Origin of the sequence: Parapedobacter sp. GCM10030251, from assembly GCF_042666505.1 — a bacterium.
GTDB lineage: Bacteria > Bacteroidota > Bacteroidia > Sphingobacteriales > Sphingobacteriaceae > Parapedobacter.
Map to the genome: position 1 here is coordinate 80,155 of NZ_JBHTDN010000002.1, position 25,150 is coordinate 105,304.

17 protein-coding genes are annotated in these 25,150 nt (G+C 51.0%); 13 read left to right on the plus strand and 4 right to left on the minus strand.

The features are described 5' to 3' along the window. The first annotated feature begins 15 nt into the window (after positions 1 to 15). Entirely contained in the window at positions 16 to 531 is a 516-nt protein-coding gene (msrB, locus tag ACFQRK_RS06355; RefSeq protein ID WP_379005879.1) for a peptide-methionine (R)-S-oxide reductase MsrB, read from the plus strand. Here the strand turns inward: msrB and ACFQRK_RS06360 are convergent. Then, complete coding sequence (locus ACFQRK_RS06360; RefSeq protein ID WP_379004761.1) at positions 528 to 2,948, minus strand: thiamine pyrophosphate-dependent enzyme; 2,421 nt, start codon at positions 2,946 to 2,948, stop codon at positions 528 to 530. The two genes, msrB and ACFQRK_RS06360, sit on opposite strands and share 4 nt — an antisense overlap. A 303-nt stretch (positions 2,949 to 3,251) precedes the next feature. Here ACFQRK_RS06360 and ACFQRK_RS06365 point away from each other — a divergent pair, with 303 nt between their 5' ends. Both ACFQRK_RS06365 and ACFQRK_RS06370 read left to right on the plus strand, forming a co-directional pair. Next, on the plus strand, positions 3,252 to 4,553 hold the full coding sequence (locus tag ACFQRK_RS06365; RefSeq protein ID WP_379005880.1) for a 4Fe-4S dicluster domain-containing protein: 1,302 nt from the start codon (positions 3,252 to 3,254) through the stop codon (positions 4,551 to 4,553). 70 nt (positions 4,554 to 4,623) lie between these two features. Continuing rightward, positions 4,624 to 5,415: a (Fe-S)-binding protein gene (locus ACFQRK_RS06370; protein ID WP_379004763.1), complete on the plus strand. Its 792-nt coding sequence runs from the start codon at positions 4,624 to 4,626 to the stop codon at positions 5,413 to 5,415. Between the two features lie 260 nt (positions 5,416 to 5,675). Here ACFQRK_RS06370 and ACFQRK_RS06375 read toward each other — a convergent pair whose 3' ends face one another. Beyond that, positions 5,676 to 6,188, minus strand: coding sequence for a TlpA family protein disulfide reductase (locus tag ACFQRK_RS06375; protein ID WP_379004765.1), 513 nt, complete (start codon positions 6,186 to 6,188; stop codon positions 5,676 to 5,678). Between the two features lie 19 nt (positions 6,189 to 6,207). After that, positions 6,208 to 7,230, minus strand: a complete 1,023-nt coding sequence (locus tag ACFQRK_RS06380; protein WP_379004766.1) for a LacI family DNA-binding transcriptional regulator — start codon at positions 7,228 to 7,230, stop codon at positions 6,208 to 6,210. 272 nt (positions 7,231 to 7,502) lie between these two features. Between ACFQRK_RS06380 and ACFQRK_RS06385 the strand changes: the two genes are divergently transcribed. From ACFQRK_RS06385 to ACFQRK_RS06420, 8 genes are all read left to right on the plus strand, one after another. Further along, complete coding sequence (locus ACFQRK_RS06385; RefSeq protein WP_379004768.1) at positions 7,503 to 9,602, plus strand: alpha/beta hydrolase family protein; 2,100 nt, start codon at positions 7,503 to 7,505, stop codon at positions 9,600 to 9,602. Between the two features lie 26 nt (positions 9,603 to 9,628). Next, positions 9,629 to 11,068: a Gfo/Idh/MocA family protein gene (locus ACFQRK_RS06390; RefSeq protein ID WP_379004769.1), complete on the plus strand. Its 1,440-nt coding sequence runs from the start codon at positions 9,629 to 9,631 to the stop codon at positions 11,066 to 11,068. 16 nt (positions 11,069 to 11,084) lie between these two features. Then, positions 11,085 to 11,825 (plus strand): glucosamine-6-phosphate deaminase, encoded by a 741-nt coding sequence (locus tag ACFQRK_RS06395; protein ID WP_379004771.1) that lies wholly within the window; start codon positions 11,085 to 11,087, stop codon positions 11,823 to 11,825. Between the two features lie 64 nt (positions 11,826 to 11,889). Next, complete coding sequence (locus ACFQRK_RS06400) at positions 11,890 to 13,200, plus strand: sugar MFS transporter (RefSeq protein WP_379004773.1); 1,311 nt, start codon at positions 11,890 to 11,892, stop codon at positions 13,198 to 13,200. 122 nt (positions 13,201 to 13,322) lie between these two features. Then, positions 13,323 to 14,504 (plus strand): N-acetylglucosamine-6-phosphate deacetylase, encoded by a 1,182-nt coding sequence (nagA, locus tag ACFQRK_RS06405; protein WP_379004774.1) that lies wholly within the window; start codon positions 13,323 to 13,325, stop codon positions 14,502 to 14,504. 181 nt (positions 14,505 to 14,685) lie between these two features. Then, the gene (locus ACFQRK_RS06410) at positions 14,686 to 17,838 is read left to right on the plus strand and encodes a SusC/RagA family TonB-linked outer membrane protein (RefSeq protein WP_379004776.1); all 3,153 of its coding nucleotides are present in this window, start codon (positions 14,686 to 14,688) and stop codon (positions 17,836 to 17,838) included. A gap of 18 nt (positions 17,839 to 17,856) precedes the next feature. Then, positions 17,857 to 19,617: a RagB/SusD family nutrient uptake outer membrane protein gene (locus ACFQRK_RS06415; RefSeq protein ID WP_379004778.1), complete on the plus strand. Its 1,761-nt coding sequence runs from the start codon at positions 17,857 to 17,859 to the stop codon at positions 19,615 to 19,617. Positions 19,618 to 19,650: 33 nt separating this feature from the next. Next, positions 19,651 to 20,850, plus strand: a complete 1,200-nt coding sequence (locus ACFQRK_RS06420; RefSeq protein ID WP_379004780.1) for a Gfo/Idh/MocA family protein — start codon at positions 19,651 to 19,653, stop codon at positions 20,848 to 20,850. Between the two features lie 70 nt (positions 20,851 to 20,920). Here ACFQRK_RS06420 and ACFQRK_RS06425 read toward each other — a convergent pair whose 3' ends face one another. Then, positions 20,921 to 21,937, minus strand: coding sequence for a LacI family DNA-binding transcriptional regulator (locus tag ACFQRK_RS06425; protein ID WP_379004782.1), 1,017 nt, complete (start codon positions 21,935 to 21,937; stop codon positions 20,921 to 20,923). A gap of 278 nt (positions 21,938 to 22,215) precedes the next feature. Between ACFQRK_RS06425 and ACFQRK_RS06430 the strand changes: the two genes are divergently transcribed. Continuing rightward, a complete protein-coding gene (locus ACFQRK_RS06430) occupies positions 22,216 to 23,715 on the plus strand; it encodes a xylulokinase (RefSeq protein WP_379004784.1) in 1,500 nt (499 codons plus the stop codon). Positions 23,716 to 23,766: 51 nt separating this feature from the next. Further along, a complete protein-coding gene (gene xylA, locus ACFQRK_RS06435; protein ID WP_379004786.1) occupies positions 23,767 to 25,098 on the plus strand; it encodes a xylose isomerase in 1,332 nt (443 codons plus the stop codon). Positions 25,099 to 25,150: the final 52 nt, after the last annotated feature.

Genomic DNA, 25,150 nt, shown 5'->3' on the forward strand with positions numbered 1-25,150 from the left:
CCGGCACTCTTCGAACTGGCCCGGAAGGCCAATGCAAAGAAAGAAGCCAGTGCCGCGCAGACTTATAAAAAACCGGATGCTGAGACGCTCAGGAGAACGCTCACACCTCAGCAATATGCCGTTACGCAGGAAAACGCAACCGAAAGACCTTTCGAAAACGCCTATAACGATGAGTTTCGCGAAGGTATCTATGTGGATATCACGACCGGGGAGCCGCTTTTTGTATCGACTGATAAATTCGAATCGGGATGCGGATGGCCAAGCTTTTCGAAACCGATCGACGATTCGCTGATCGAAGAATTGGAGGACAATTCGTTTGGCATGCGCCGTACCGAGGTACGCAGCAAAACGGGTGATGCCCACTTGGGACATGTATTCAACGATGGCCCAAGGGAAAAAGGCGGACTTCGCTATTGCATTAACAGTGCTTCGCTTCGTTTTATCCCGAAAGAGGACATGGAAAAAGAAGGATATGCCAAGTATCTGCCGTTGGTTAAACCAGCCGATGCAATAGCTTCGTCAGGTCATTAGCCGCCAAACAGGTCTGGATAATCTTTGGGGCTGGCCTCGTGCATAATGGCATAGACGGCCTCGATAACATCGTCGGCCGATGGTTTGGAGAAATAATCACCGTCTGAACCATACGGCGGACGATGCGCTTTGGCGCTTAACGTCCTGGGTTGTCCATCCAAGTGATAGTACCCGTTCTGTTCTTCCAGAATCTGCTGCAGGATGAATGCCGAGGCACCGCCCGGCACATCCTCATCTACCACTAACAATTTATTGGTTTTGCTGAGGGATTGTGCGCAAAGGTGTTCTTCATCGAAAGGCTGCAACGTTTGGGGATCTACAATCTCAATCGAAATTCCCAATTTCTCCAGTTCGGAAGAGGCCTCCTGTACCACGCGCAATGTCGAACCATAGGACACCACCGTCACGTCGCGTCCTTCCCTGACAATTTCAGCTTTACCCAAAGGCACGGTAAATTCACCTACGTTCACAGGCATGCGCTCTTTCAGGCGATAACCGTTGAGGCACTCGACGACGAGCGCGGGCTCATCCGATCGCAGCAGTGTATTGTACATTCCCGCCGCCTGCGTCATATTCCGGGGCACGCAAACGTGAATACCACGCATTGATCCTAAAATCATGCTCATGGGTGATCCCGAATGCCAGATACCTTCCAGCCGGTGGCCGCGTGTCCGGATGATCAGCGGTGCTTTCTGCCCGCCCTTGGTGCGATAGCTGAGGCTTGCCAAGTCGTCGGTCAACACCGTTAAACCGTACACCAGGTAATCGATGTACTGGATTTCGGCGATGGGTCGCAAGCCTCGCATAGCCATTCCCATCCCTTGGCCGATGATAGCCGATTCCCTGATGCCTGTGTCAAAAATCCGGTTTTCGCCATATTTGGCCTGTAATCCGGCAAAGCCTTGGTTTACGTCGCCGATTTTACCCACATCTTCACCAAAAGCTACCAGTCGGGGATCACGGGCAAAATTTGCATCAAAACAGGCGTTCAAGACCTCCCGGCCATCGACCGTCTTGCTGTCTATATCGTATTCGGCCGACACAACGGGAATGTGTTTGGGTGATTCGACGGTATCGGTAAACAAATGGGAATTATACCGATCACGATTTACCTGCTGCTTCTGATCGTACCATGACAGCAATGCGGTTTTTTCTTCACTCTGCACATGGCGCAGCAAGCGGATCACCCGCCTAACCGTGCTATATACCTCCTTGAGTGAAGGCTCCGTGATTGACCTCAGCTCGTTGAGCAGCACTTGTACGGTCTCATCGGGAATCACGCTCAGCAAACCGAGGGCTTCATCTACTTCCTTTTTAAGTGCGCGATTGTAATCCGCCCAGGCCTTTCGTTGCTCGGCACGTACGTGCTCTTTTACACCACGTTCGATCTCCGCCAATTCACCTTCGTCCGCTATACTCGATTCAATCATCCATGCTCGCATTTTGGCGATGCAGTCAAATTCCTTTTCCCAAGCAAGTCGCTCCCTTGATTTATAGCGTTCATGAGAGCCCGATGAAGAGTGCCCAAGCGGCTGTGTCATCTCCGTTACATGGATCAATACCGGAATGTGCTGCTCGCGACTGATCTGCGCGGCACGCTCGTAGGTTTCGCAAAGCCCCGGATAATCCCAGCCTTTCACTTTAAAGATTTCAAATCCCGCTCCCTTTTCATCCCGCTGGAATCCCCGGAGTACTTCGGAAATATCCGCCTTTGTCGTTTGGATTTCATTAGGTACCGAAATTCCATAGCCATCGTCCCAGATTGAAATGACGGTGGGGATCTGCCTTACGCCCGCAGCGTTCACCGCCTCCAGAAAGACCCCTTCGGAGGTAGAAGCGTTGCCAACCGTACCGAATGCTACCTCGTTTCCCCCATTGGAGAACTGGCCGAATCCGGCAAGATCAGCGTTGTTCCTGTATAGCTTGGACGCCAATCCGAACCCCAGCAAACGCGGCATCTGGCCCCCTGTGGTCGAGATATCCGAAGCCGAATTCTTCATTAACGTCTGGTCTACCCATCTTCCTTCCGGCGTCAGCATCCGCGTGGCAAAATGGCTATTCATTTGTCTTCCAGCGGAAGAGGGATCCGCCTCCACATCCGGATGGGCATACAGCTGTGAAAAAAACTGGTATACCGTAAATATACCCGACGCAAACATGAACGTCTGGTCACGGTAATAACCCGAACGCCAATCACCCAGCTGGAACACCTTGGCCATCGCAATTTGCGCGAGTTCCTTACCGTCGCCGAAAACGCCAAATTTGGCCTTGCCGGTGAGGACCTCCTTGCGCCCCAATAAACTCACGAACCTGCTCTCTACAGCTATCCGGTAATCCGCAATGACAATCGTTTTGAAATCGTCAAAACTGAGTTTCGCTACGGGTTGCTCGCTTGGTTTAATATGAGTATTCGACATAATTAAATTGCGTTGGCTCCAAAAATAGAAAAATATATTTTTTTAAAAGCGACATTGACTTTTAAATTCAGGCGCGTCTACGGGTTTTGGCAAAATTGGCCGTTATTCGGAATTATTGCACGGCAGTACTGCATACGATGCCGTTACCGTCTTTCCTTTTATATTCCACTAGTATATAACGCTAAAATGCGTCAAAGATTGTGCAATGCCGGTTAATCCGCGCAATTCGTAAAATTCATCTAAATAAATTATTATGCTTGCATAGTATTTTTAATTCCGTAATTTCGTAGTATGACACCGGTAATCATAAGCCAGTTAATCTTTGCGATCTTGTTAGGATCTGCCCTTTTGTTGGCCACCTACAATACGCGCAAAATCATTCAAAACATCCGGCTGGGAAGAGCCGAACACCGCAGCGCCGACCCGGCGAGACGCTTGCGCATTATGCTTTTGGTGGCATTCGGCCAACAGAAAATGTTCAAGCGCCCGTTTCCGGCACTCTTACACCTTTTTGTCTACCTGGGATTTTGCATCATCAACATTGAGATGCTCGAAATTGTGATCGATGGCTTATTGGGCACTCACCGCGCTTTTTCGGGTTTAGGAACGTTTTATTCCTTTTTAATCGGCGCCTTCGAATGGTTGGCACTAAGTGTCCTGGCTGGCTGTGTTATTTTTCTTGCCCGACGCAACCTGGCCCGGGTCAGGCGCTTTTTTGGAAAGGAAATGACCTCCTGGCCCCGCACGGACGCCAATCTTATCCTCATTGCCGAAATCCTGCTCATGGCTGCCTTCCTGACCATGAATGCGGCTGATCACAAATTGCAGCTACTGGGTGTGCCCCATTATACGCAGGCGGGCGCTTTTCCGGTAAGCAGTTGGTTGATGCCGCTACTGCCGGATGGCGTTTCATCACTCATTGGTATCGAGCGATTCTGTTGGTGGTTTCACATCGTCGGTGTACTGGTTTTTCTCAATTACCTCCCCTATTCTAAACACCTGCACATCGTATTGGCTTTTCCCAACACCTATTTTTCGAATCTGCATCCGAAAGGGCATTTCACGAATATGGACAGTGTGACGAACGAGGTGAAGGCGATGCTTGATCCATCGTACACACCGGAAAATACGGCTGCTCCCCTCCGTTTCGGCGCGAAAGATATACAGGATCTTACCTGGAAAAATTTATTGGAAGCATATACCTGCACTGAATGTGGCCGGTGCACATCGGTATGTCCGGCCAACATCACCGGCAAGCTTCTCTCCCCGCGTAAAATTATGATGGACACGCGGGACCGGACGGTGGAAGTTGGGGAAAACATCCGGAAAAACAACGGGTTTAAAGATGACGGTAAGTCGTTACTTGATAATTACATCACGCGTGAAGAAATTTGGGCATGCACCACCTGCAATGCCTGTGTGGAAGCCTGTCCGGTAAATATCAATCCCTTGGAAATCATCATGGAGCTGCGCCGCTTCGCGGTCATGGAAGAATCCCAGGCCCCGGCCACGCTCAATGCGATGTTTAGCAATGTCGAGAACAACGGCGCCCCGTGGAAATATGCGCAGGCAGATCGGGCGAATTGGGTTGGAAGGGTTAGTTAATTGAAAATGATACAATCGAAAATTGAAAATGGTTGTATGAGAATTGGAAACGAACTTTCAATTTAAAAAAATGGAAGAGCTACACATACCGACGATGGCAGAACTGGTGGCCAGGGGCGAAACCGCCGATATCCTTTTTTGGGTGGGCTGTGCGGGCAGTTTTGACGAACGTGCCCAGCGCACTACCCGCGATATCTGCAAAATCCTGCATCACGTTGGCATAAAGTACGCGATCCTAGGCACGGAGGAAAACTGTACAGGCGATCCCGCGAAACGCGCCGGAAATGAATTTCTTTTCCAGATGCAAGCCTTGATGAATATCCAGGTACTCGATGGTTATGAAGTAAAGAAGATCGTCACCGCCTGCCCGCATTGCTTCAATACACTTAAAAACGAATATCCCGATCTGGGCGGGCATTACGAGGTTATTCATCATACCCAGCTGATCCAGCAGCTGATCGACGAAGGTAAACTCAGGGCCGAAGGCGGCGAATCTTTCAAAGGACGGCGCATTACCTACCACGATCCTTGTTATCTAGGACGGGGTAATGATGTTTACGAAGCGCCACGTAAGGCATTGGAAAGCCTTGACGCCCAGCTGGTGGAGATGAAGCGCTGCCGCAGCAATGGCTTATGCTGCGGTGCCGGTGGTGCGCAGCTATTCAAAGAGCCTGAAAAAGGAGAAAAGGATATCAATATCGAGCGCATCGAAGAAGCGCTGGAAACCAGCCCTCAAATTGTTGCGGCCGCCTGTCCTTTCTGCATGACCATGCTGCGCGATGGCGTGAAGGCCAAGGAGAAAGAGCAGGAGATACAGGTGTTGGACATTGCCGAAATCACCGCCCGGGCCAATGGTTTATAGCCAAACTATTTAAACCACCCGTAGGTAAACCCCAGCAAGAACAGCCTCCCCGGCTGACCCGGCATGTATGTTAAATAATTAACACCTTCGGGGTGTACGGCGGCGCATGCCCACGGCACGCTCGACACTGCATCGGGAGCGCTTTGCCGCTGCTTCGTTATGCGAGCACCCGGCGTGGACGGAAAGTCCACATCGAGTCGACGTCTATGTGGCAGCAAGTGCTTTCACGGTAGCGGCACCGTGGCTAAGATAAGCGGGAATTACCGCAGTGCATCAATGGCATCCTGCAATGCCGGGTCGTTCGCCTTAATTGCATAGTATTTGGCGATATGGCCATCGGGGCTGACAATCAAGTAACGCGGAATCCAATTCAGGTCTATCGCATTGGTAAAGTCATTCTTCCAATCGGTTTTAAACCAATAATGCTCCCCTTTCAGGTGGAACTTCTGGATGCCGTTTTTCCATTGTTGCTCCTGTCGATCAAGGGAAAAATACACCGTATGGAGATCCGGGTTGGCTTTTTGAAGTGCATACAGTTCCGGAAATCCGTTGATACAATCCGGACACCAGGTTGCCCAGATGTATAGCAATACCGTTTTGCCTTTATTAGCGGCCAAGATTTCGCCGGCGGTTTTCTGCTGCCCATCCAGTCCGAACAAGGGTTGCTGCAACGCCGCTTCCGGGAATTCGGTCTTGGATACGGCAGGCGCCTCCTGCCCCTTGGACAATTGCACCATGAGAACACTCAATAGTATTAAAATGTTGGCTTTCATGACGCAAAGATACAGTTTTTTAACGTTGCGACCGTTGCGTGGATTCCCTTGGAAACAGTACCCCCGGCAAAACAATCTCCCGTGATTGAAAATTGGATTTGCGAACAATATGCTGCAGTAGGAGCTCACAACTCAGTTTTCCGACTTCATACGCGGGTTCCGCCACGGTGGAAAGCGTAGGCGAAATGATGGTCGACATTGGGTCATTTGTAAATCCAATGACACCAAAATCGCGCCCGATCACTACGTTACGTGCCTTGAGTGCCTGCATCACACCGATAGCTTTGCGGTCATTGACAGCAAAAACCGCATCCGGTCGCTCCGCCAGTTCAAACAATCTCATCAGATCCGCTTCGCCATGTGCCTGTGAAAACCCTGAATGGATGATCCATTCGGAATTAACCGGTATGTTATACTTGCCAAGCGCATCCAGATAACCCGCCAATCGATTTTTCGTGAAGTCGAGGTTCTCTGGACCTGCTATGTGCGCAATCCGGGTAAACCCCTGTTGGATCAGGTGTTCAACTGCCTCAAACGCTCCATTATAATCATCCTGTACTACCTTGGATGCATCCACGCCGCCTAGTACCCTGTCGAAAAACACAACCGGTGTTCCCTCGGAAATGATGCGCTCGAAATAACCGTTGGCTGCAGAATCTGAACACACAGACGCGAGGATCCCGTCCAGGTGCTGCGCATTCAGGTTTTTCACAACATCCAATTCCCGCTCCGGTGAATCATTGGTCACATAAAGTACGATATTGTATCCTTTTGCATAAGCCATCTCCTGAATGCCGGTAATCACCATCGAAAAATAATAATTGGTGATGAAAGGCAGGATGATCCCGATGTTACGTGTTCCACCCCCGGCTAACCCCGCAGCATTGAAATTCGGTTTATAGTCCAGTTCTCTAGCCAATTGCAGCACCCGCTCACGCGTTTCGGGATTGACGTCGTATGCATCGCGCAGAGCCCGCGACACCGTTGAAATCGAAATGTTTAATATCCGGGCGATGTCCTTGATGGTGATGTGTTCTGGCATAACAAACGGATAACCTTCTGTCGATAAACAAATTTATATAAATAACGGATGAAACCTGCATAAATCGCCAAAAGCAAATTTAGTCAGATGAAAATAGCAGATAACTCATTATTTCGGCAACGTTCCCGATAATATAAGCGTGCAAATAATTGCTTCGCGAATCATGGCTTGATATATTTGAGATACCAATTAGGAACTAATATTCAAACTGAGGGTTCGGAGTCGATGAAATCTGCCATGAAAGCAACTTTGACAAAAGGTACTATAAATGCATGAAGACATATAACAACCGACGGGATTTTTTAAAAATGGCGGGCATAGGAGGCGTCACAGCGCTGACCGCCCATACCACGCCCCACTTATCGTTACCGCCTGCTGCTGGATCCGGATCGAACGCCGCGCAAACCACCGAAAAGGCAGGGTTGGAACGCCTCAACCGTTTCCCGCGTATCATGCAGGAATACATGATAAGCTACGTTCGTAAAAAGGAACGTCAAAGCAACGAGCTAAGAAACGGTCTAAAGACAAGGGAAGATGCAGTCAGATACGTAGAAAGCGTCCGAAACAAAATCAACACCGTGCTGGGACCCTGGCCTGAAAAGACGCCTTTACATGCGCGGGTAATGGGAAAAGTCGAACGTGAGGGATATACCCTTGAAAAAATAATCTTTGAAAGCCGACCGAACTTTCTGGTAACCGCAAATCTATACCTCCCCCATAACCGGAAACATCCGCTGCCTGGCGTATTGGGCACCTGCGGCCATAGCGACAACGGAAAGGCTTCTGCTGCCTACCAATCGTTTTGCCAAGGGCTTGCCAAAAAGGGTTACGTGGTGCTGATATATGATCCGGTAGGACAGGGAGAGCGATTACAATACGTCGACGAAAACCTCAAACCTGTTATGCGCATCGGAACGGAGGAGCACAATTACATGGGCAATCAGTTGGTGCTAAATGAAGGCTCGCTCAGCCATTGGTTTGCATGGGACGGAATACGTGCATTGGACTATTTATTAAGCAGACCAGAAGTAGATCCGAACCACATCGGCGTAACGGGAAACTCGGGTGGAGGGACGCAAACCACGTTACTGTGCGGAATCGATCCGCGCATCACCATGGCTGCCCCGGGCTGTTACATTACCACCTGGAGGCGCAATCTCGAAAATGAAGAGGCCGCGGATGCGGAACAATGCCCTCCCGGGGCCATTGCCCAAGGGCTGGATCACAGCGATTTCCTAGCCGCGATGGCGCCCAAACCGGTGATTATTTTGGCCCAAGAAAAAGATTTTTTTGACGTACGCGGTGCCCTTGAAGCTTTTGAACGCCTGAAACACCTGTTTAAATTGCTGGGCGCGGAAGATCAGATCGAATGCCACATCGGATCGGATTACCATGGCTATTCCAAGGGAAACCGGGAGGCCATGTACCGGTGGTTCAATCGGTTCACTCGTCTATCGACCGAACACCAAGAGCCCGCTCTCTCCATCGAAGCGGACGAAACACTCCGGTGCACACCTCGGGGACAGGTCAAAGCACTGAGGTCAAAAACCGTTCACCAATTTGTCGAGGAACGGGCTGCCGCTTTAACGGAAGGAAGGCCAACCCGCACGGGAGAAGCGCTCAGGACGACCGTATTAAACAGCCTGAAGTGCCCGCATGCCGACCGTGTGCCCGACTACCGGATTCTACGAAGCCCGGGCGACCGATCTTATCCCACCGAGCATTCAGCACACTACGCGGTCGAGACGGAGGAAGGGATTTTTTCCTTGCTTTATTTGCTTCGTAACGAACCGCACTATTCGCGCCTTCCCAATCAGCAAAATCCGGCGATCCTGTACGTCGCTCACCGTTCGTCGGATGAAGAACTCCGTACCGAGCCACTGATCAAGGAATTGATCACCCGGTACCCGGACGCTGCTTTCTATGCCTGTGATGTCCGCGGCATCGGTGAATCGCAGCCAAACACCACAAACCGGGGATTTGACACATCGTATGGAAGCGATTACTTCTATGCCGTACACGGTCTGATGATTGACTATCCCTACGTCGGACAGCGCACTTACGACGTACTCCAGGTGATAAACCTGTTGAAGTCCGCAGGACACACGGATGTTCACTTGGTGGGCAGGGGCTGGGGAGCCATTCCGGCGACGTTTGCCGCCCTATTGGCGGACGACGTTACCCGGGTAACGTTAAAAAATGCGCCTGTAAGCTATGCCGATATTGCCAAAAGCGAGCGGTACAATTGGCCGCTATCGGCCTTGATTCCCGGAGTGCTGGCCCATTTTGACTTACCCGAATGTTATACAGCGCTGAAATCAAAAAACCTAACACAAATTGAGCCTTGGTCGGCCCTCGCTGATAAACCCTAATCAACGGATACTAAAAGTCTATAAACATGTCAAACAGAAGAACGTTTTTGAAACAATCCGGTCTCGCAGGTGCGGGGCTGTTCGGCACCTCCCTGTTCGGTGTGGCCTGTGCAGAGAACACCAAGACCTCGGATGAGTCGCTGTCGCACATCCGCCAGCAAGCAAACCAGTCGCACACGCAACAATTCAACATGTGCGGGTACGCCGCGCCGCCCTTGGAGAATGTGCGTATCGGCTTTGTTGGCGTCGGCAACCGCGGTTCGGCCGCCGTGCAGCGGATGAGCTACATCCAAGGCGTCTCCATCCAAGGCATTGCCGATATCAGACCTGAAAAGGCCGAAGCCGCCAAACAGCGCATTCAGGGGCCCGGTCACGAGGCGACGTTGTACACGGCTGATGAAAATTCGTGGAAAGAACTTTGCGAACGCGAGGATGTGGACCTCATTTACATTGCCACCCACTGGAAACTGCATGCACCTATCGCGATTTACGCAATGGAGCACGGAAAGCACGTCGCCACGGAAATTCCCGCAGCGACGACCGTGGAAGATTGCTGGAAGCTGGTAGAGACGTCTGAACGGACACGCAAGCACTGCGTGATTCTTGAAAATTGCTGTTATGACTTCTTTGAACTTCTTACGCTCAATATGATACGGCAAGGCTTTTTCGGCGAGCTGATCCATGGCGAAGGGGCATACATTCATGACATCCTGGATAGCTTGGTTGATCCCACAAGACGCTACGACTTCTGGCGTTTGGAAGAAAATACCCATCGCAATGGCAATCTTTACCCTACGCACGGTCTGGGACCGATTTGCCAAGCCATGGATATCAACCGAGGCGACCGCCTCGAATACATGACGTCGATGGCGTCGGACGATTTCATGCTGAAGCAGCGCATTGAAGAAGCCGCAAAGGAATACCCGGAATTGCGCAGTCATGTCGGGCCGACTCCCCGAAGCAACATGAACTCCAGCACCATTCGCACGGCCAAAGGCCGGACCATACTGCTCCAGCACGACGTGTCTACGCCACGCCCTTACTCTCGCATCCATCTTGTAAGTGGCACGAAGGCAACGGCTCAGAAATACCCGCTTCCCCCACGCATTGCCACCGGACATGAGGAATGGTTGAGCGAGGCGGAGTTTGCCAAACTGGAAGCACAATATACACCGCCAATCGTCCAAAAAGTGGGTGAACTGGCTAAAAAAGTCGGTGGACATGGGGGGATGGACTTCCTGATGGATTGGCGCCTCATCGACTGCCTGCGGAACGGCCTTCCCGTGGATATGGACGTCTACGATGCCGCGACGTGGAGCGTCGTCGGCCCGCTCAGCGAATGGTCATCCGCCAACCGGAGCGCACCCATCGACATCCCCGACTTTACAAACGGGGCCTGGAAAACCAACCAACCCGTTGATATCTCCCTTGAAAAAGGCGCAAACACCGACGTAATCTTAGTATAATACATTTCATAATCTAATGAACATCCATATTTTCTCCAACACACAGGAATTAGGTAAGGCAGCTGGAGCCGCTGCGGCAACAATTATCCGGGACACGATTGCCCGGAAAGGTACGGCCAACGTCATACTGGCTACGGGCACAAGCCAGTTTGAGACCATCAAGCAATTAATTGCCGAAGAGGGTATTGATTGGTCTGCAGTGACCATGTTCCACCTCGACGAGTATATCGGCTTGCCCATTACACACAAAGCCAGTTTCCGCAAGTATCTGAAAGAACGCTTTCTCGAACAGGTCCCTCCCTTAAAGGCGGCCTACCTTATCGACGGAGAAACCGACCCACAGTTGGAGACCGAACGACTGGGGCAACTGATTAGGCAACATCCCATTGACGTGGCATTGGTAGGCATCGGCGAAAACGGACACCTCGCTTTTAACGATCCTCCTGCGGATTTCGACACCGATCAACCGTATCTGGTGGTTAATCTTGACGGTCCCTGCCGGGCACAGCAATTTAACGAAGGATGGTTTGCGTCTGTAGACGACGTACCCCTGCAGGCCATCAGTATGTCGGTGCGCCAGATCATGAAATCCGCGCACATCATCTGCTCGGTACCCGATGCCCGGAAAGCACAAGCTGTGAAAGACAGCCTGGAGCATCCCGTGAGCAACCTGCATCCCGCCAGTATCTTACAGCAGCATCCCGACTGCAGGTTTTTCCTCGACCAGGCGTCTGCAAAATTGCTCAGCAAACCGTAATTAATCAGAGCGGCTGTTTATTTCGTCAACGGATGGCAGCCGCTTTCACATCACAAACCGAATTATGGCCCTAACAACAACAGCGTCGTCATTGACCAAACGACAAACCTACAGTTCGATATTCATCATCGGGATGCTGTTTTTTATTTTCGGCTTTGTATCGTGGGTCAACGCGATACTCATCCCCTACTTCAAGATCGCCTGTGAACTGAATCATTTCCAATCGTATTTGGTGGCGTTTGCCTTTTACATTGCGTATTTCGTCATGTCGGTGCCTTCGGCGTACCTGTTGAAGCGGGTGGGATTCAAGAAAGGGATGATGGCTGGCTTCTGGATGATGGCCCTGGGTGCAGCTATTTTCATACCTGCGGCCATGGTCAGGATGTATGAGCTTTTCCTCTTGGGGTTATTTACGTTGGGTGGCGGCCTCGCCATATTGCAAACGGCCGCCAATCCTTACATCACCGTCTTAGGTCCGCAGGAGCGTGCTGCCCAACGCATCAGCATCATGGGCATCTGCAACAAGGGGGCCGGCATCCTTGCTCCCTTGGTGTTTGCTGCTGTTATCCTCCGCCCCACGGACAGCGAATTGTTCAGTCAGATCCCATTGATGGACGACCAAACCCGTACGCAGACGCTTGACGCACTGATCCGGCGCGTCATCGTGCCCTATGGCTGCGTAAGCGCGGTTCTCCTCGCGCTTGGACTGGTTGTACGCTATTCGTCGCTCCCTGAGATCGATACCGAACATGAAACCGAAGCGGTGGCATCGCTCAACGCAGGCAGAACCAGCATCTTTCAATTTCCACACCTCATTTTGGGCGCCGTGGCCATTTTCCTGCATGTGGGCACCCAAGTGATCGCGATCGATACCATTATCGGTTATGCGGGTTCGATGGGTATCGACCTGTTAGAGGCGAAAACCTTTCCTTCCTATACCCTTTCGGCGACGATTATTGGTTACCTGATTGGCATTGCCTGCACGCCCAAATTGTTCAGTCAGCTTACCGCCCTCCGCATTTGTACGGTGCTTGGACTGATTTTTTCATTCGGTATCCTCTTTGCCACGGGCAGTATCCGATTCCTGGGGCACGATACCCATGTGTCGATATGGTTCGTGGTACTACTGGGGTTGGCCAATTCCCTCGTATGGGCAGGTATATGGCCGCTGGCATTAGATGGTCTCGGACGTTTCACGAAGCTCGGCGGTTCCATCCTGATTATGGGCCTTTGCGGCAACGCCATCCTGCCGCTCCTCTATGGTTACCTAGCCGATAACCATTCGCTGCGCGACGGGTACTGGATATTGATACCGTGTTATGCGTACCTCATTTTCTATGCATTCAAGGGCTACCGGATAAAAAAATGGACGTGAAGATAAAATCTGCTTGAGCTGCCGCACAAAACGGCTCAGGCAAGCTTCATAGCCACAAAAACACACCAAGCGAAGCGCTTCATTAATCCGTTTAAATAGATAACGAATCGATAATTATTCAAATGAAAATCATCAACGGCAAAGTCATCACGCCCCATCGCATCCTCGACCGTTGCGCCTTGCTCGTGGTCGATGGCAAGATCGCCGACATCCGGCAAGGCGATATCGACGCACCTGGTGTCGAGGTCTTCGATGCCAAGGGCGCCTATGTGTCACCCGGCTTTATTGACCTGCACGTGCACGGCGGCGGTGGCCATGATTTTATGGATAATACGGTTGAAGCGTACCTTGCTATCGCAAAAACCCATGCCCGTTATGGCACGACAGCTTTATGCCCTACCACACTCACCGCCGAAAAAGCGGATCTGCTTAAGACACTGGAAGTTTATGCACAAGCGGAACGCCAAAATAATCGCGGAGCCCAATTCGTGGGTTTGCACCTGGAAGGGCCGTATTTCGCCCTGAACCAACGGGGGGCGCAGGATCCGAAATACATCCGCAATCCCGATCCAACGGAATACCGGGAAATCCTTGCTGCGTCTCCACATATCCGGCGATGGAGCGCCGCGCCGGAACTACCGGGAGCACTCGAATTCGGACGCTGCCTGCAATCGCACGGTATTTTGGCTGCCGTGGCCCACACCGACGCCATCTATGAAGACGTGGTCGCAGCCGTAGAAAATGGGTATACGCTGGTCACCCACCTCTACTCAGGTATGTCTGGCGTAACACGTCGCGACTGCTTCCGCTATGCCGGCGTGATCGAAGCCGCGTTCCTCCTTGATGAAATGGATGTTGAAATCATTGCAGATGGCGTCCACCTGCCTGCTCCGCTGCTGAAGATGGTTCGTAAATTCAAGGGAGCGCATCGGACGGCGCTGATTACCGATGCCATGCGGGGCGCAGGAATGCCCCCCGGAGAAAGTGTGCTCGGCAATAAAGATACCGGCCTGAAAGTCATCATTGAAGACGGGGTGGCAAAACTGCCCGACCGTAGCTCCTTCGCCGGAAGCGTAGCTACCGCCGACCGGCTTGTCCGAAACATGGTTACATTGGCAGGAGCCGACCTCACCGAAGCCGTTCAGATGATCACTACCACCCCCGCGCGGATCATGGGCATACACGACAAAAAGGGTTCGCTCGCCATTGGAAAAGACGCAGACATTGTAATATTCGATGAACAGATTACTATTAAAGCCACCATTGTTAACGGGACCGCCATTTACGTAGCGGCTGACCGTTAGCCGGGTTGCCTATGTGCAACTCCTTTTTTTTCTTTCTTTTTTACCCCCTACCCTGCTTTTAACTGTACGTTCATATAACGGCCGTTCATAAAATCACGCAAAATAGTAGGGGCACAGAAATCCGGTCCGGACAGAATGATGTACGAACACAATCCGATAATAAAAATTTGACCAACAGATTATGGAAAGAATCTCTATTCACCCAATTAAAGTACTCCTGCTTACGATTACGGGAGTCTTAACCGCCTCCCTTTTGGTCCGGGCACAACAGCCCGCGGAGGTATCAGGAAAAGTGATAACCGCAGAAACCCAGGAACCCGTGGCAGGTGCCACCATCACCGTGAAAGGAACGGCCCGACAGACAGCTACTGACGAAAAAGGCTTGTTCCACATCCAGGCGGCGGAGGGAGACACACTGGTCTGCTCATCCATCGGCTTTACCACACAGGAAAAAACCGTTGGCGCACTCACTTCCTATACCTTCTCCTTACTGTCTGCCCAGGCAGAAACCATGGAGGAAGTGGTGGTTATCGGTTATGGCACCGCCAGGCGGAGTGACCTGACCGGCTCCATCACCCGCGTAGATGCGGCGCAGTTCAAAAACCAACCGACTACGCAGCTCACCGAAATGCTGAACGGTACGGTTGCGGGTTTTAACTCCAATCAAAGCACAACGGCTGCCGGCGGCGGTTCCATGGAAATCCGGGGGCCTAAGTCGCTAAACGCCTCCACCAACCCGATGATCGTACTGGATGGCGTCATTTACAACGGCTCCCTTTCGGATATTAACCCGGCCGACATCCAGTCGATGGATATTCTGAAAGATGCCAGCTCGACAGCGGTTTACGGAGCCAGGGCAGCAGCCGGGGTCATTCAGGTGACCACCCGGAAAGGAATTCAGGGACCACCTAAAATCAGTGTCAGCGCCAATACGGGCATCGCACAGCTGCAACACGCATTTAGACCGTATGATGGAGCAGGATACATCCGATTCCGGCAGGATTTGATGCGCAGCAACAATCCGAACAACCCCTCGTATTATTACCTGAATCCAAATGAACTGCCAGCCGGCGTTTCCTTGGACGACTGGCGGAATGCCAGCAACAATCCACAAGCTGACAACACCCGGGAATGGCTGAGCCGCTTAAACTTTTTCGATATCGAAACCGAAAATTACTTGGCCGGCAAGACCGTCTATTGGCTGGACGAGGTATTTCGAAAGGGGGTACGTCAGAATTACGACCTATCGATCAATGGCGGCGCTGAACGGGTAAAATATTACTGGTCGCTGGGCTACCAGGACAATGAGGGCATTAAGATCGGAGACAAATTCAACACCATACGCAGCCGCGTGAATACCGAATTCACGCTTAACAACTGGTTGTCGGCGGGCATTAACGCCCAATTTTCCGACCGAAATCAACAAGCGATCATCCCGAACTTAGGCGCCATGTTCATCATGAGTCCCTATGGAAGTGTCTACGATGAAAATGGCAACGTAAAATGGTATCCAAACGACTTTCCGACAGCAAGCCCCGTGATCAACAACCTCGGCGGGCAGGATCAGTTCAATAAAGTAAACAGCCTGTTTTCCTCCATTTTCATGACGGTCAAATTGCCGGCTGATATCTCCTATAAAATCTCATTCCAGCCGCGTTATGAGTTCACAAAATTGTATAACTTCTGGCCATCCACAACCATCGAAGGGGGTTCCACGCATACCGACGGCTACGCCACGCGGCGCGATGCATCCAGTTTCGAGTGGATATTGGATCACCTCATCCATTGGAATAAATCGTTTGGGATGCACCAGTTTGATGTGACCTTGCTGTATAGTGCGGAATCCCTGAGAGGGTGGCAATCGGACTTGAGCAACCAACTATTCAGCCCCAACGAGTCACTCGGCTTTCACGGCATTCAGTTCGGGTCGGACCATAACGTAGGTGCCGATGATATGCGGGCCACGGGCGACGCGGCAATGGCGCGCTTAAACTACACGCTTAACGACAAATACCTGCTAACGGCATCGATCCGCCGGGACGGCTATTCGGCCTTCGGCAACAAAAACCCCCGCGCTACGTTTCCGGCCCTGGCGCTGGCCTGGCGCGTATCGCAGGAGCCCTTCTTTCAGGTACCGGCCATCGATGACCTGAAACTGCGCGTTTCCTGGGGACGAAACGGCAATCGGTCCATCGGCGAATATGCCGCTTTGGCGACCGTCAATTCAACACGGTACTACGATGGCTCTGCTACGCGGATTGGCGTGTATAACAACACGTTATCCAATTACGACCTGCGGTGGGAACAGACGGAATCCCTAAATGTGGGGATTGACCTGGCCATGCTGAACAACCGGCTGAGCCTGACCGCCGATGTGTACGACATGACCACCACCGACCTATTGATGGAACGTCTGTTACCAGAGATTACCGGTTATACAGACGTCGTCACCAACCTCGGCGAACTGGGCAACAAGGGATGGGAACTCTCGGTAAATACCGTCAATGTCAGCAAACCGAAATTCCGGTGGACAAGCAGCTTTGTGTATTCGGCTAACCGGAACAAGATCAAAAGGCTGTTCGGTGATTACGGAGACGTAACCGTTAATGGCAAATCGGGATACCAGGAATTGCCGGATTATTCCAATGAATGGTTTCCCGGACAATCGATAGACCGGATATGGAACTATAAAGTATTAGGTATCTGGCAAAGCAACGAAGCGGAGGAAGCGGCGGCATACGGCCTGAAGCCGGGCGATTTCAAAGTCGTGGATGTGGATGGCAACTACGTATATGATGCGCTTACCGACAAGCAATTTATCGGTTACGAACAGCCGCGCCACCGGCTGGGTTTGCGCAATACGTTTGACTTTTTACAGAACTTCAGCTTTTCATTCTTTCTTCGGGCGGAACTCGGTCATATGGGGTATTTCAACGAAGCAGAACGAAGAGGTGGATCTGATACATACGACCGCAGGAGTACGTATGATCTGCCTTACTGGACACCGGAAAATGGCAACAATGAATATCCCCGGCTCAATACCGTAACGACCGCGTTCGGCGGTGGAATACGGATCTTCAAACCCCGTTCATTTGTGCGTTTGCAGGATGTTTCACTGTCCTATACCTTGCCCGAAGAACTTGCGCGCAAAATTCACACAAACGACCTGCGCATATTCGCGTCGGCCCGAAACCTGCTCACGTTCGATCGGTGGCCGGGTTGGGATCCGGAGACGGTGCCCAGCTATAATCCCTCAAACGGAGGCTATGCGACCAACGCGAATTTGATGCCCTTGCCGAGGACCTTTTCCTTTGGAGTTAATTTTTCACTGTAACACCTGATGCTGAATATCATGAAAACACTCAAATATATCTTAATTGCGATCGGACTGATGGGATTGTCAAGCTGTAACGAATCGTGGCTGGAACCGAAACCGCTATCGTTCTACACACCTGAAAATGTTTATAACACCCCCGAAGGATTGGAATCGTTGCTCATTACGATCCGAAAAGACATGAATCTTGAGTCCCACAATATGGGAGAGGGATTGCATAACTTAATCATGGAATTTGCAGCTTCCGACTTAGGTTCACCTTGGTCCCAGCTGGATTTTTACAAGTTGACCCCAAACACAGATGTGTATTACAACTTCTTGAAAATGTTCACATTGATATATGGAACCATCAAGAACTGCAACACGCTGATTACGCATATCGACGACATCGAATGGGAGAACGAAGAAGCCCGAAACACGTTATTGGCGCAAGGCCTGTGGTACCGTGCCTATTGGTATTACCGGTTAATCAACACTTATGGAGACGTGCCTTTTATCGGCGAAGAAATTTCCGGTCCGAAGCTGGACTTTTACAGTCACAGCCGTTGGGCGATCCTTAACAAAATCCAGGCTGATCTGGAATACGCGGCAGCATGGCTGCCAGTGTCCGCCGGACCGGGGGAACTGACCGTTGGGGCGGCCAATCACCTGCTGACCAAAGTGTACTTGGCCAATGGCGAATTTGACAAGGCGATCGATGCCGCGTCCAAGGTGATCAATGGCCCGTATTCATTGATGAAAACCCGGTTCGGTTCGTCTGCACAGGATGCGCAACGGAATTTGCTCTGGGACTTGCACCGGCCGGAAAATGTGAGTATTCCCCAGAATACGGAAACAATCCTGGCCAACATCGACCGTTATGAGGCACCCGCCGATGCGCGCTCTTTAGGACTTTTCACGATGCGCTATTACGGTTGTCAGTGGTTCCAGATCCAGGTACGCGACAGCGAAGGCAAACCCGGCATGGTGGCTTCCGGCCCGATGTACGATTCGCTGGGCCGGGGAAATGCCAATGTGCGACTGACCGGCTTTTATCAATACGATCTGTGGACGTACAAAGACCAGACCTGGCAGAACACCACGGACCTGCGAAGAGCCGATATCAATTGGGTGGATAAACACGAATATCTTTACAATAACCCCACTTCCAAAGATTTCGGTAAGCCCGTCAATCCGGATTACTTTGCTGCCGCAGTGGATACCTTTAAACACCTTTATGCGGTTCCTCATTATATTCTTTATGTCCCCGAACGCAATCCAAACGTCAATCCACAGGGCGGGAATGGCGACTGGTACGTGTTCCGGCTGGCGGAAACCTACTTGCTCCGCGCAGAAGCGTATTATTGGAAAGGGCAACTGGACCTTGCCGCCGCGGATTTAAATCAGGTACGGGAGCGGGCGGGTGCGCTGCCGGTCGAAGCGTCGGAAGTGAGCCTCGATTTTATTTTTAACGAGCGTGCCCGCGAACTGTTTGCCGAGGAGCCCAGGCATACCGAACTGGTCCGCGTGTCTTACATTCTGGCCAAGCAAGGTCTGAATGGATACGCGCTTGCCAATTTTAGTGAGAAAAATTATTATTTTGACCGGGTAATGAAATATAATCCCACTTACGAGCAAAAAATACAACTGCTGGGCAACGAGGCAAATATGGGACCGTTTCACGTACTATGGCCCATCCCTTCATCGGTGATTACGGCAAACACGCAAGGGGTGATTAACCAAAATATTGGATACGACGGCGCGGAAAGAAATGTACCTCCGTTGGAAACCATTGAATAGCATTATCAGGTAATAGGTAAACAAAGGAAGCAAATGGAATATTCACGAAGGAAATTTATATCAACCGGTGCACTGGCTGTTTCTGCACTGGCTCTGCACGCTAATGGGAACCCTTATCGTAAAAAAGCTTCGTCGCTGCGTATCGGAATAATCGGCACGGGCTCCAGGGGCACAGGACTTACCAAGATGCTATCGGCATTCGATCAGGTTGAAGTAGTTGCCTGTTGCGATATCCAACCCGACCCTTTAAAACGCGCTGTGGCGTTAACGGGCAACAAAGCCAAAATGTACACGGACTATCGGAAATTATTGGAAGATAAGACCATTGACGCCGTCGTAATCGCGACACCGCTATACTTACATTACCCCATGTCTATCGATGCGCTTGATGCGGGAAAACACGTATATTTGGAGAAATCCCTGGCATACGACATCCCCCAGACGCTGGAGTTGACCCGACGCGTCCGGCACTCGGGCCTGGTGTTTCTGGTCGGTTTCCAATATCGCTATTTTGCACTGTATCATAAGGCAAAGGAAATCATCGCGAACAATTGGCTGGGCAAAATTACACACTTTGAATGCCAATATAATCGCAATTCGAATTGGCGTTTTCCCGTGAACGACCCGAAGATGGAACGGATCGTGAACTGGCGCATGTATCGGGAATATTGTGGTGGGCCGCTTTCCGAATTGTGTGCACATCAACTCGACGCTGTTCACTTCCTCACCGGGCACCTACCGGTCAAAGTGGTCGGATCAGGTGGCATCAATTACTGGAAAGACGGACGGGAAACCTACGATCACATCCGAACGATCTATGACTATCCGGATGGGGTGCAAGCGAGCGTTACCTCGGTGCTTTCGAACGCCTATAATGGGTACTGCATCCGGATTTTGGGCGATAAAGCGACTTTGGAGATCCAACGTGACACCGCCTTTCTTTTTGCGGAATCGGTCAACAACAAGCAGGGCACGGTAGATGGGGTAACCGGGGCCACGCTGTTGGCACGAACCCAGGGCGAAGCAGAAGAGCTTCGCTTTAAAGAGCCGGGAGAAAAGCTTCCAGACCCCACCATTCTGGCACTACAGGACTTTGTCCGGTGCATTGCCGAACGGCGCACACCGCAGTCCAACGCAGAAACCGCTTATGGAACCTCAATAGCGATCCACTTGGGTAACCTGGCGGCCGAAACGGAAACTGCACAACGTTGGAAGCCGGAGTACAACATCTGACGTGCGATTCAGCCTGGGCGGATCTTCCGCTCAGGCTCTGCCGTCAAACCTCTTGCATTCCAACGTTCATTTACCGCGACGAACTCTCTCTAACAAGCAGTTTCGGCGCCAATACAATTTTCTCCGGTTTGTGGCTATAATAATTTCCCTTTTTGAGTAGTCTGAGGAACAATTGAGCGACCTGTTCGCCCATTTCAACCGTACGTTGGTCCAAGGTAGAAACCGTCGGGCTTACCAAACTTGTAAATGCCTCATTGGCGAATCCCACCACGCCTACCTCACCGGGAACCTGCTTTCCGGACGCCTTCAGCGCTTGTATGACGCCCATAGCGGTGAAATCTTCCAACGTGAAGACGGCATCAAATGACGTGCCCGCGGATAGCAATTCCCCGACACATTGACGACCGAATTCGAGCGAAAAATCTCCCTTGACAATCAGGCGTTCATCGACGGGAAGGCCGTATTGCTTCAACGCATCCAGGTAACCGCGTAAGCGTTCATTGAAGATGTGAACATTCCGGTATCCGTTGATATGCACGATCCGCCGATAGCCCGATTTAATTAAATGTTCGGTCGCCATGAACCCACCGCGGTAATCATCGATGGTGACCGAAGGCACGTCAAGGCCCTGCGGCACCCGGTCAAAAAAAGCCAACGGAATGTTCCGTTCTTTAATTTCCTGATATCCTCCGGCCCCCTCCGTTTCCAGGGATATGGAAGCAATGATGCCATCTACACGTGAACGCAAAAACGTATCGATGCCTTTATTCTCTTGTTTGGCAGATTCCTGCGATTGATATAACAGGATCGTATACCCATTTTCGTTCATAACCCCCTCGATGCCATGCACCACCGAGCTAAAAAAACTCACATCTAAACGGGGCACCAATACGCCGATAATCTTTGTTTTGCCGGAACGCAGCGACGAAGCCACTTTATTGGGTCGATATCCGAGTTTATCAGCCGTTTCACGGACCGCTTTTTTGGTAGCGGCGCTGATTGCTGGATGATCATTGAGCGCCCGGGCTACCGTTGAAAAGGTAATATTCAGCTCCTTGGCAATGTCTAAAATGGTTATCTTCTTCAAACTCGAATCGGGTTGGGGTTCAAACTTACTAATTTATCGGTCTTTTTATGATTTTTTTCTGGCATCCCTCGTATTGTTCGGCTAAAATCGGTCCCTTCGGCCTGTTCCATCGATGCTCATGCCACGCACCTGTCAATTTTCCCCTTTTCTAAGACGGGCGCTACGACAAAAGGCTCTACGGCGGAAAAGTAAACAAAATAACGATAGATTTTGGAAATACCCAAGTAATTCCTACCTTTATGCCAACGTTAGCATTTATAACCTATTTACACGGTCCAATGTTACTCTTAGGTATTGATATCGGCACCTCTTCCATAAAAGTCTCTGTAGTAGATGCAGATACGAAGGCTTGCATCGTTTCTGCCCAGTATCCTGAGAACCAGGAAAACACCATTCTTTCTGTTATACCGGGTTGGGCAGAACAATCTCCGGATATGTGGTGGGAGCAGACGAAGTTGGCGATTCGAAAACTGACATCCCATGGCACCTTCAAGCCTCAGGATATTACTGCTATCGGCGTTGCTTACCAGATGCACGGGTTGGTAGTGGTCGATAAAAACGGCGACGCCCTCCGAAATTCCATAATTTGGTGTGACAGCCGGGCTGTGGAAATTGGTGAAACTGCCTTTGAACGCATAGGCCAGCAACATGCGTTGGAACACCTGCTCAATTCGCCGGGGAATTTCACGGCATCAAAATGGGCTTGGGTTAAGGCAAATGAACCCGATGTTTATCGCCAAGCGCACCAAATTATGCTGCCAGGCGACTACATTGCCCTGAAATTGACCGGCACTGCCACGACCAGTATATCTGCCCTTTCCGAAGGGGTATTTTGGGACTTCAGGACCAATAGCCTATCAACGGATGTTATGCAATATTTTGGGTTTGATCAGACCATCTTTCCCGAAATCCGTCCCCTATTCAGCGAGCACGGCACCTTAAGGAAAGACATCGCCCAACAGTTGGGACTCCAGCCCGGTATCCCAGTTTCGTACAAAGCGGGGGACCAGCCCAACAATGCTCTTTCGCTCAACGTGCTTCAACCGGGTGAGGTGGCCGCTACTGCTGGCACATCCGGCGTAATCTACGCAGTCAGCGATGAGTTGGTATATGACCGGGCTTCGCGGATAAATACGTTTGCCCACGTAAATTATACCGTCGAAAAACCGCGCACGGGAGTGCTATTGTGCATCAACGGGACGGGTATCCTAAACCGCTGGGTTAAAGATCATTTTGGACACGGTGTTGACTACCGGCAGATGAATACAATCGGTAAGGCGGTAAGCCCCGGCAGCAACGGCCTCAAAATCCTGCCGTTCGGGAATGGTGCGGAACGTATTCTTCACAACAAGATCCTCGGCGCAAGGTTTATTGACCTCGATTTTAACGCCCATGGGCGTTCACACGTATTCCGCGCATCCCAGGAGGGCATCGCCTATGCATTTCGCTATGGACTCGATATCATCCGCGAAAATGGCATGAATCCATCCATTATCCGTGCAGGACAGGCCAACTTATTCCTGAGCGAATTATTTGCGGAAATTTTTGTAGATATCACCCGCGTGCCTGTTGAACTCTATGAAAATGACGGCAGCGTCGGCGCCGCCTTGGGTGCTGGCATTGGTTCAGGTGCTTTTAACTCACCTCAGGAAGCATTCAGTCAGTTGAAAGCGCTGAAAACCATCGAGCCGCAAACATCCGATTATTACGAGGATCTATACCAAGAATGGAAGCAACTGCTTGATGATCAACTGGCGCAAGAATTGAAAAACCCGTAAGATAACGAACCAACACCCCATACATTAAATAAATTAACGAAAAACAAAGACATGTCAAACGTACTCATCGGCGAAAAAGAATATTTCAAAGGGATCGGCAAAATTAATTACGAAGGCCCCGAATCGGACAATCCGCTTTCGTATCGTTGGTATGACGCCGGCAAGGTTGTGGCCGGTAAAACGATGGAAGAACACCTGCGGTTCGCTGTCGCTTATTGGCACTCGTTCAATGGCAACGGCACGGATCCATTCGGTGGCCCGACGCTATTTTTTCCTTGGGACGAAAACGGGGACGTCATCCAACGTGCCAAGGACAAAATGGATGCGGCTTTTGAGTTTATTACCAAGATAGGGATGCCGTATTACTGCTTTCATGATGTAGATGTAGTGGATTACGGAGATGACGTAGCGGAGAACGAGCGGAGGCTTCAAACATTAGTGGAATATGCCAAGGAAAAACAAGCGGCCACCGGAGTCAAGCTCCTGTGGGGTACAGCCAATCTATTTTCCCACAAACGTTACATGAACGGTGCGGCTACCAATCCGGATTTTGCGGTCGTGAGCCATGCAGGCGCCCAGATCAAGGCGGCATTGGATGCCACGATCGCCTTGGGCGGCGAAAACTATGTTTTCTGGGGTGGCCGCGAAGGGTACATGACCTTGCTGAATACAGACATGAAACGGGAACAGGAACACCTAGCCCGCATGCTCCACATGGCCAAGGATTATGCGCGTGCGCAAGGCTTTAAAGGCACTTTCTTCATCGAACCGAAACCCTGCGAACCCACCAAACACCAGTATGACTACGATGCCGCTACGGTAATCAGCTTTTTGCGGCAACACGACCTGCTCGACGACTTCAAACTCAACCTGGAAGTGAACCACGCTACACTTGCCGGGCATACATTCCAGCATGAGTTACAGGTAGCTGCAGATGCCGGACTACTCGGCTCAATGGACGCCAACCGGGGCGATTACCAGAACGGTTGGGATACCGATCAATTCCCGAATAACATCAACGAACTTACGGAATGCATGCTCATCATCCTCGAAGCGGGTGGATTTGCCGGCGGCGGTATTAACTTCGACGCCAAGGTCCGACGCAACTCGACCGATCGTGACGACCTCTTCCATGCCCACATTGGCGGTGCCGATACCTTTGCCCGCGCATTGATTACGGCCGACAATATCCTGCAAAAATCTGACTACCGTAAACTACGCGCCGAACGCTATGCATCTTTCGATACCGGGAAAGGCAACGATTTCGAAAATGGCAATTTAACGCTAACCGACCTCCGCAACATCGCAGTAGCATCCGGGGAACCGGAAACCATCAGTGGCAAACAGGAACTGTTTGAAAATATCGTCAACCGCTATATTTGAGGGAAGTTGAAGTTGAATCGAATTAAAAGTTGAAAGTTGGGAAAAATGAAAA

Excerpts from the sequence above, each read along its gene's own strand:
- ACFQRK_RS06420 (WP_379004780.1), top strand. The coding sequence starts at position 19,651 with ATGGAATATTCACGAAGGAAATTTATATCAACCGGTGCACTGGCTGTT.
- ACFQRK_RS06360 (WP_379004761.1), bottom strand. The coding sequence starts at position 2,948 with ATGTCGAATACTCATATTAAACCAAGCGAGCAACCCGTAGCGAAACTC.
- nagA (WP_379004774.1), top strand. The coding sequence starts at position 13,323 with ATGAAAATCATCAACGGCAAAGTCATCACGCCCCATCGCATCCTCGAC.
- ACFQRK_RS06370 (WP_379004763.1), top strand. The coding sequence starts at position 4,624 with ATGGAAGAGCTACACATACCGACGATGGCAGAACTGGTGGCCAGGGGC.
- xylA (WP_379004786.1), top strand. The coding sequence starts at position 23,767 with ATGTCAAACGTACTCATCGGCGAAAAAGAATATTTCAAAGGGATCGGC.
- ACFQRK_RS06395 (WP_379004771.1), top strand. The coding sequence starts at position 11,085 with ATGAACATCCATATTTTCTCCAACACACAGGAATTAGGTAAGGCAGCT.
- ACFQRK_RS06390 (WP_379004769.1), top strand. The coding sequence starts at position 9,629 with ATGTCAAACAGAAGAACGTTTTTGAAACAATCCGGTCTCGCAGGTGCG.
- ACFQRK_RS06375 (WP_379004765.1), bottom strand. The coding sequence starts at position 6,188 with ATGAAAGCCAACATTTTAATACTATTGAGTGTTCTCATGGTGCAATTG.
- ACFQRK_RS06380 (WP_379004766.1), bottom strand. The coding sequence starts at position 7,230 with ATGCCAGAACACATCACCATCAAGGACATCGCCCGGATATTAAACATT.
- ACFQRK_RS06400 (WP_379004773.1), top strand. The coding sequence starts at position 11,890 with ATGGCCCTAACAACAACAGCGTCGTCATTGACCAAACGACAAACCTAC.
- ACFQRK_RS06430 (WP_379004784.1), top strand. The coding sequence starts at position 22,216 with ATGTTACTCTTAGGTATTGATATCGGCACCTCTTCCATAAAAGTCTCT.
- ACFQRK_RS06385 (WP_379004768.1), top strand. The coding sequence starts at position 7,503 with ATGAAGACATATAACAACCGACGGGATTTTTTAAAAATGGCGGGCATA.
- ACFQRK_RS06415 (WP_379004778.1), top strand. The coding sequence starts at position 17,857 with ATGAAAACACTCAAATATATCTTAATTGCGATCGGACTGATGGGATTG.
- ACFQRK_RS06410 (WP_379004776.1), top strand. The coding sequence starts at position 14,686 with ATGGAAAGAATCTCTATTCACCCAATTAAAGTACTCCTGCTTACGATT.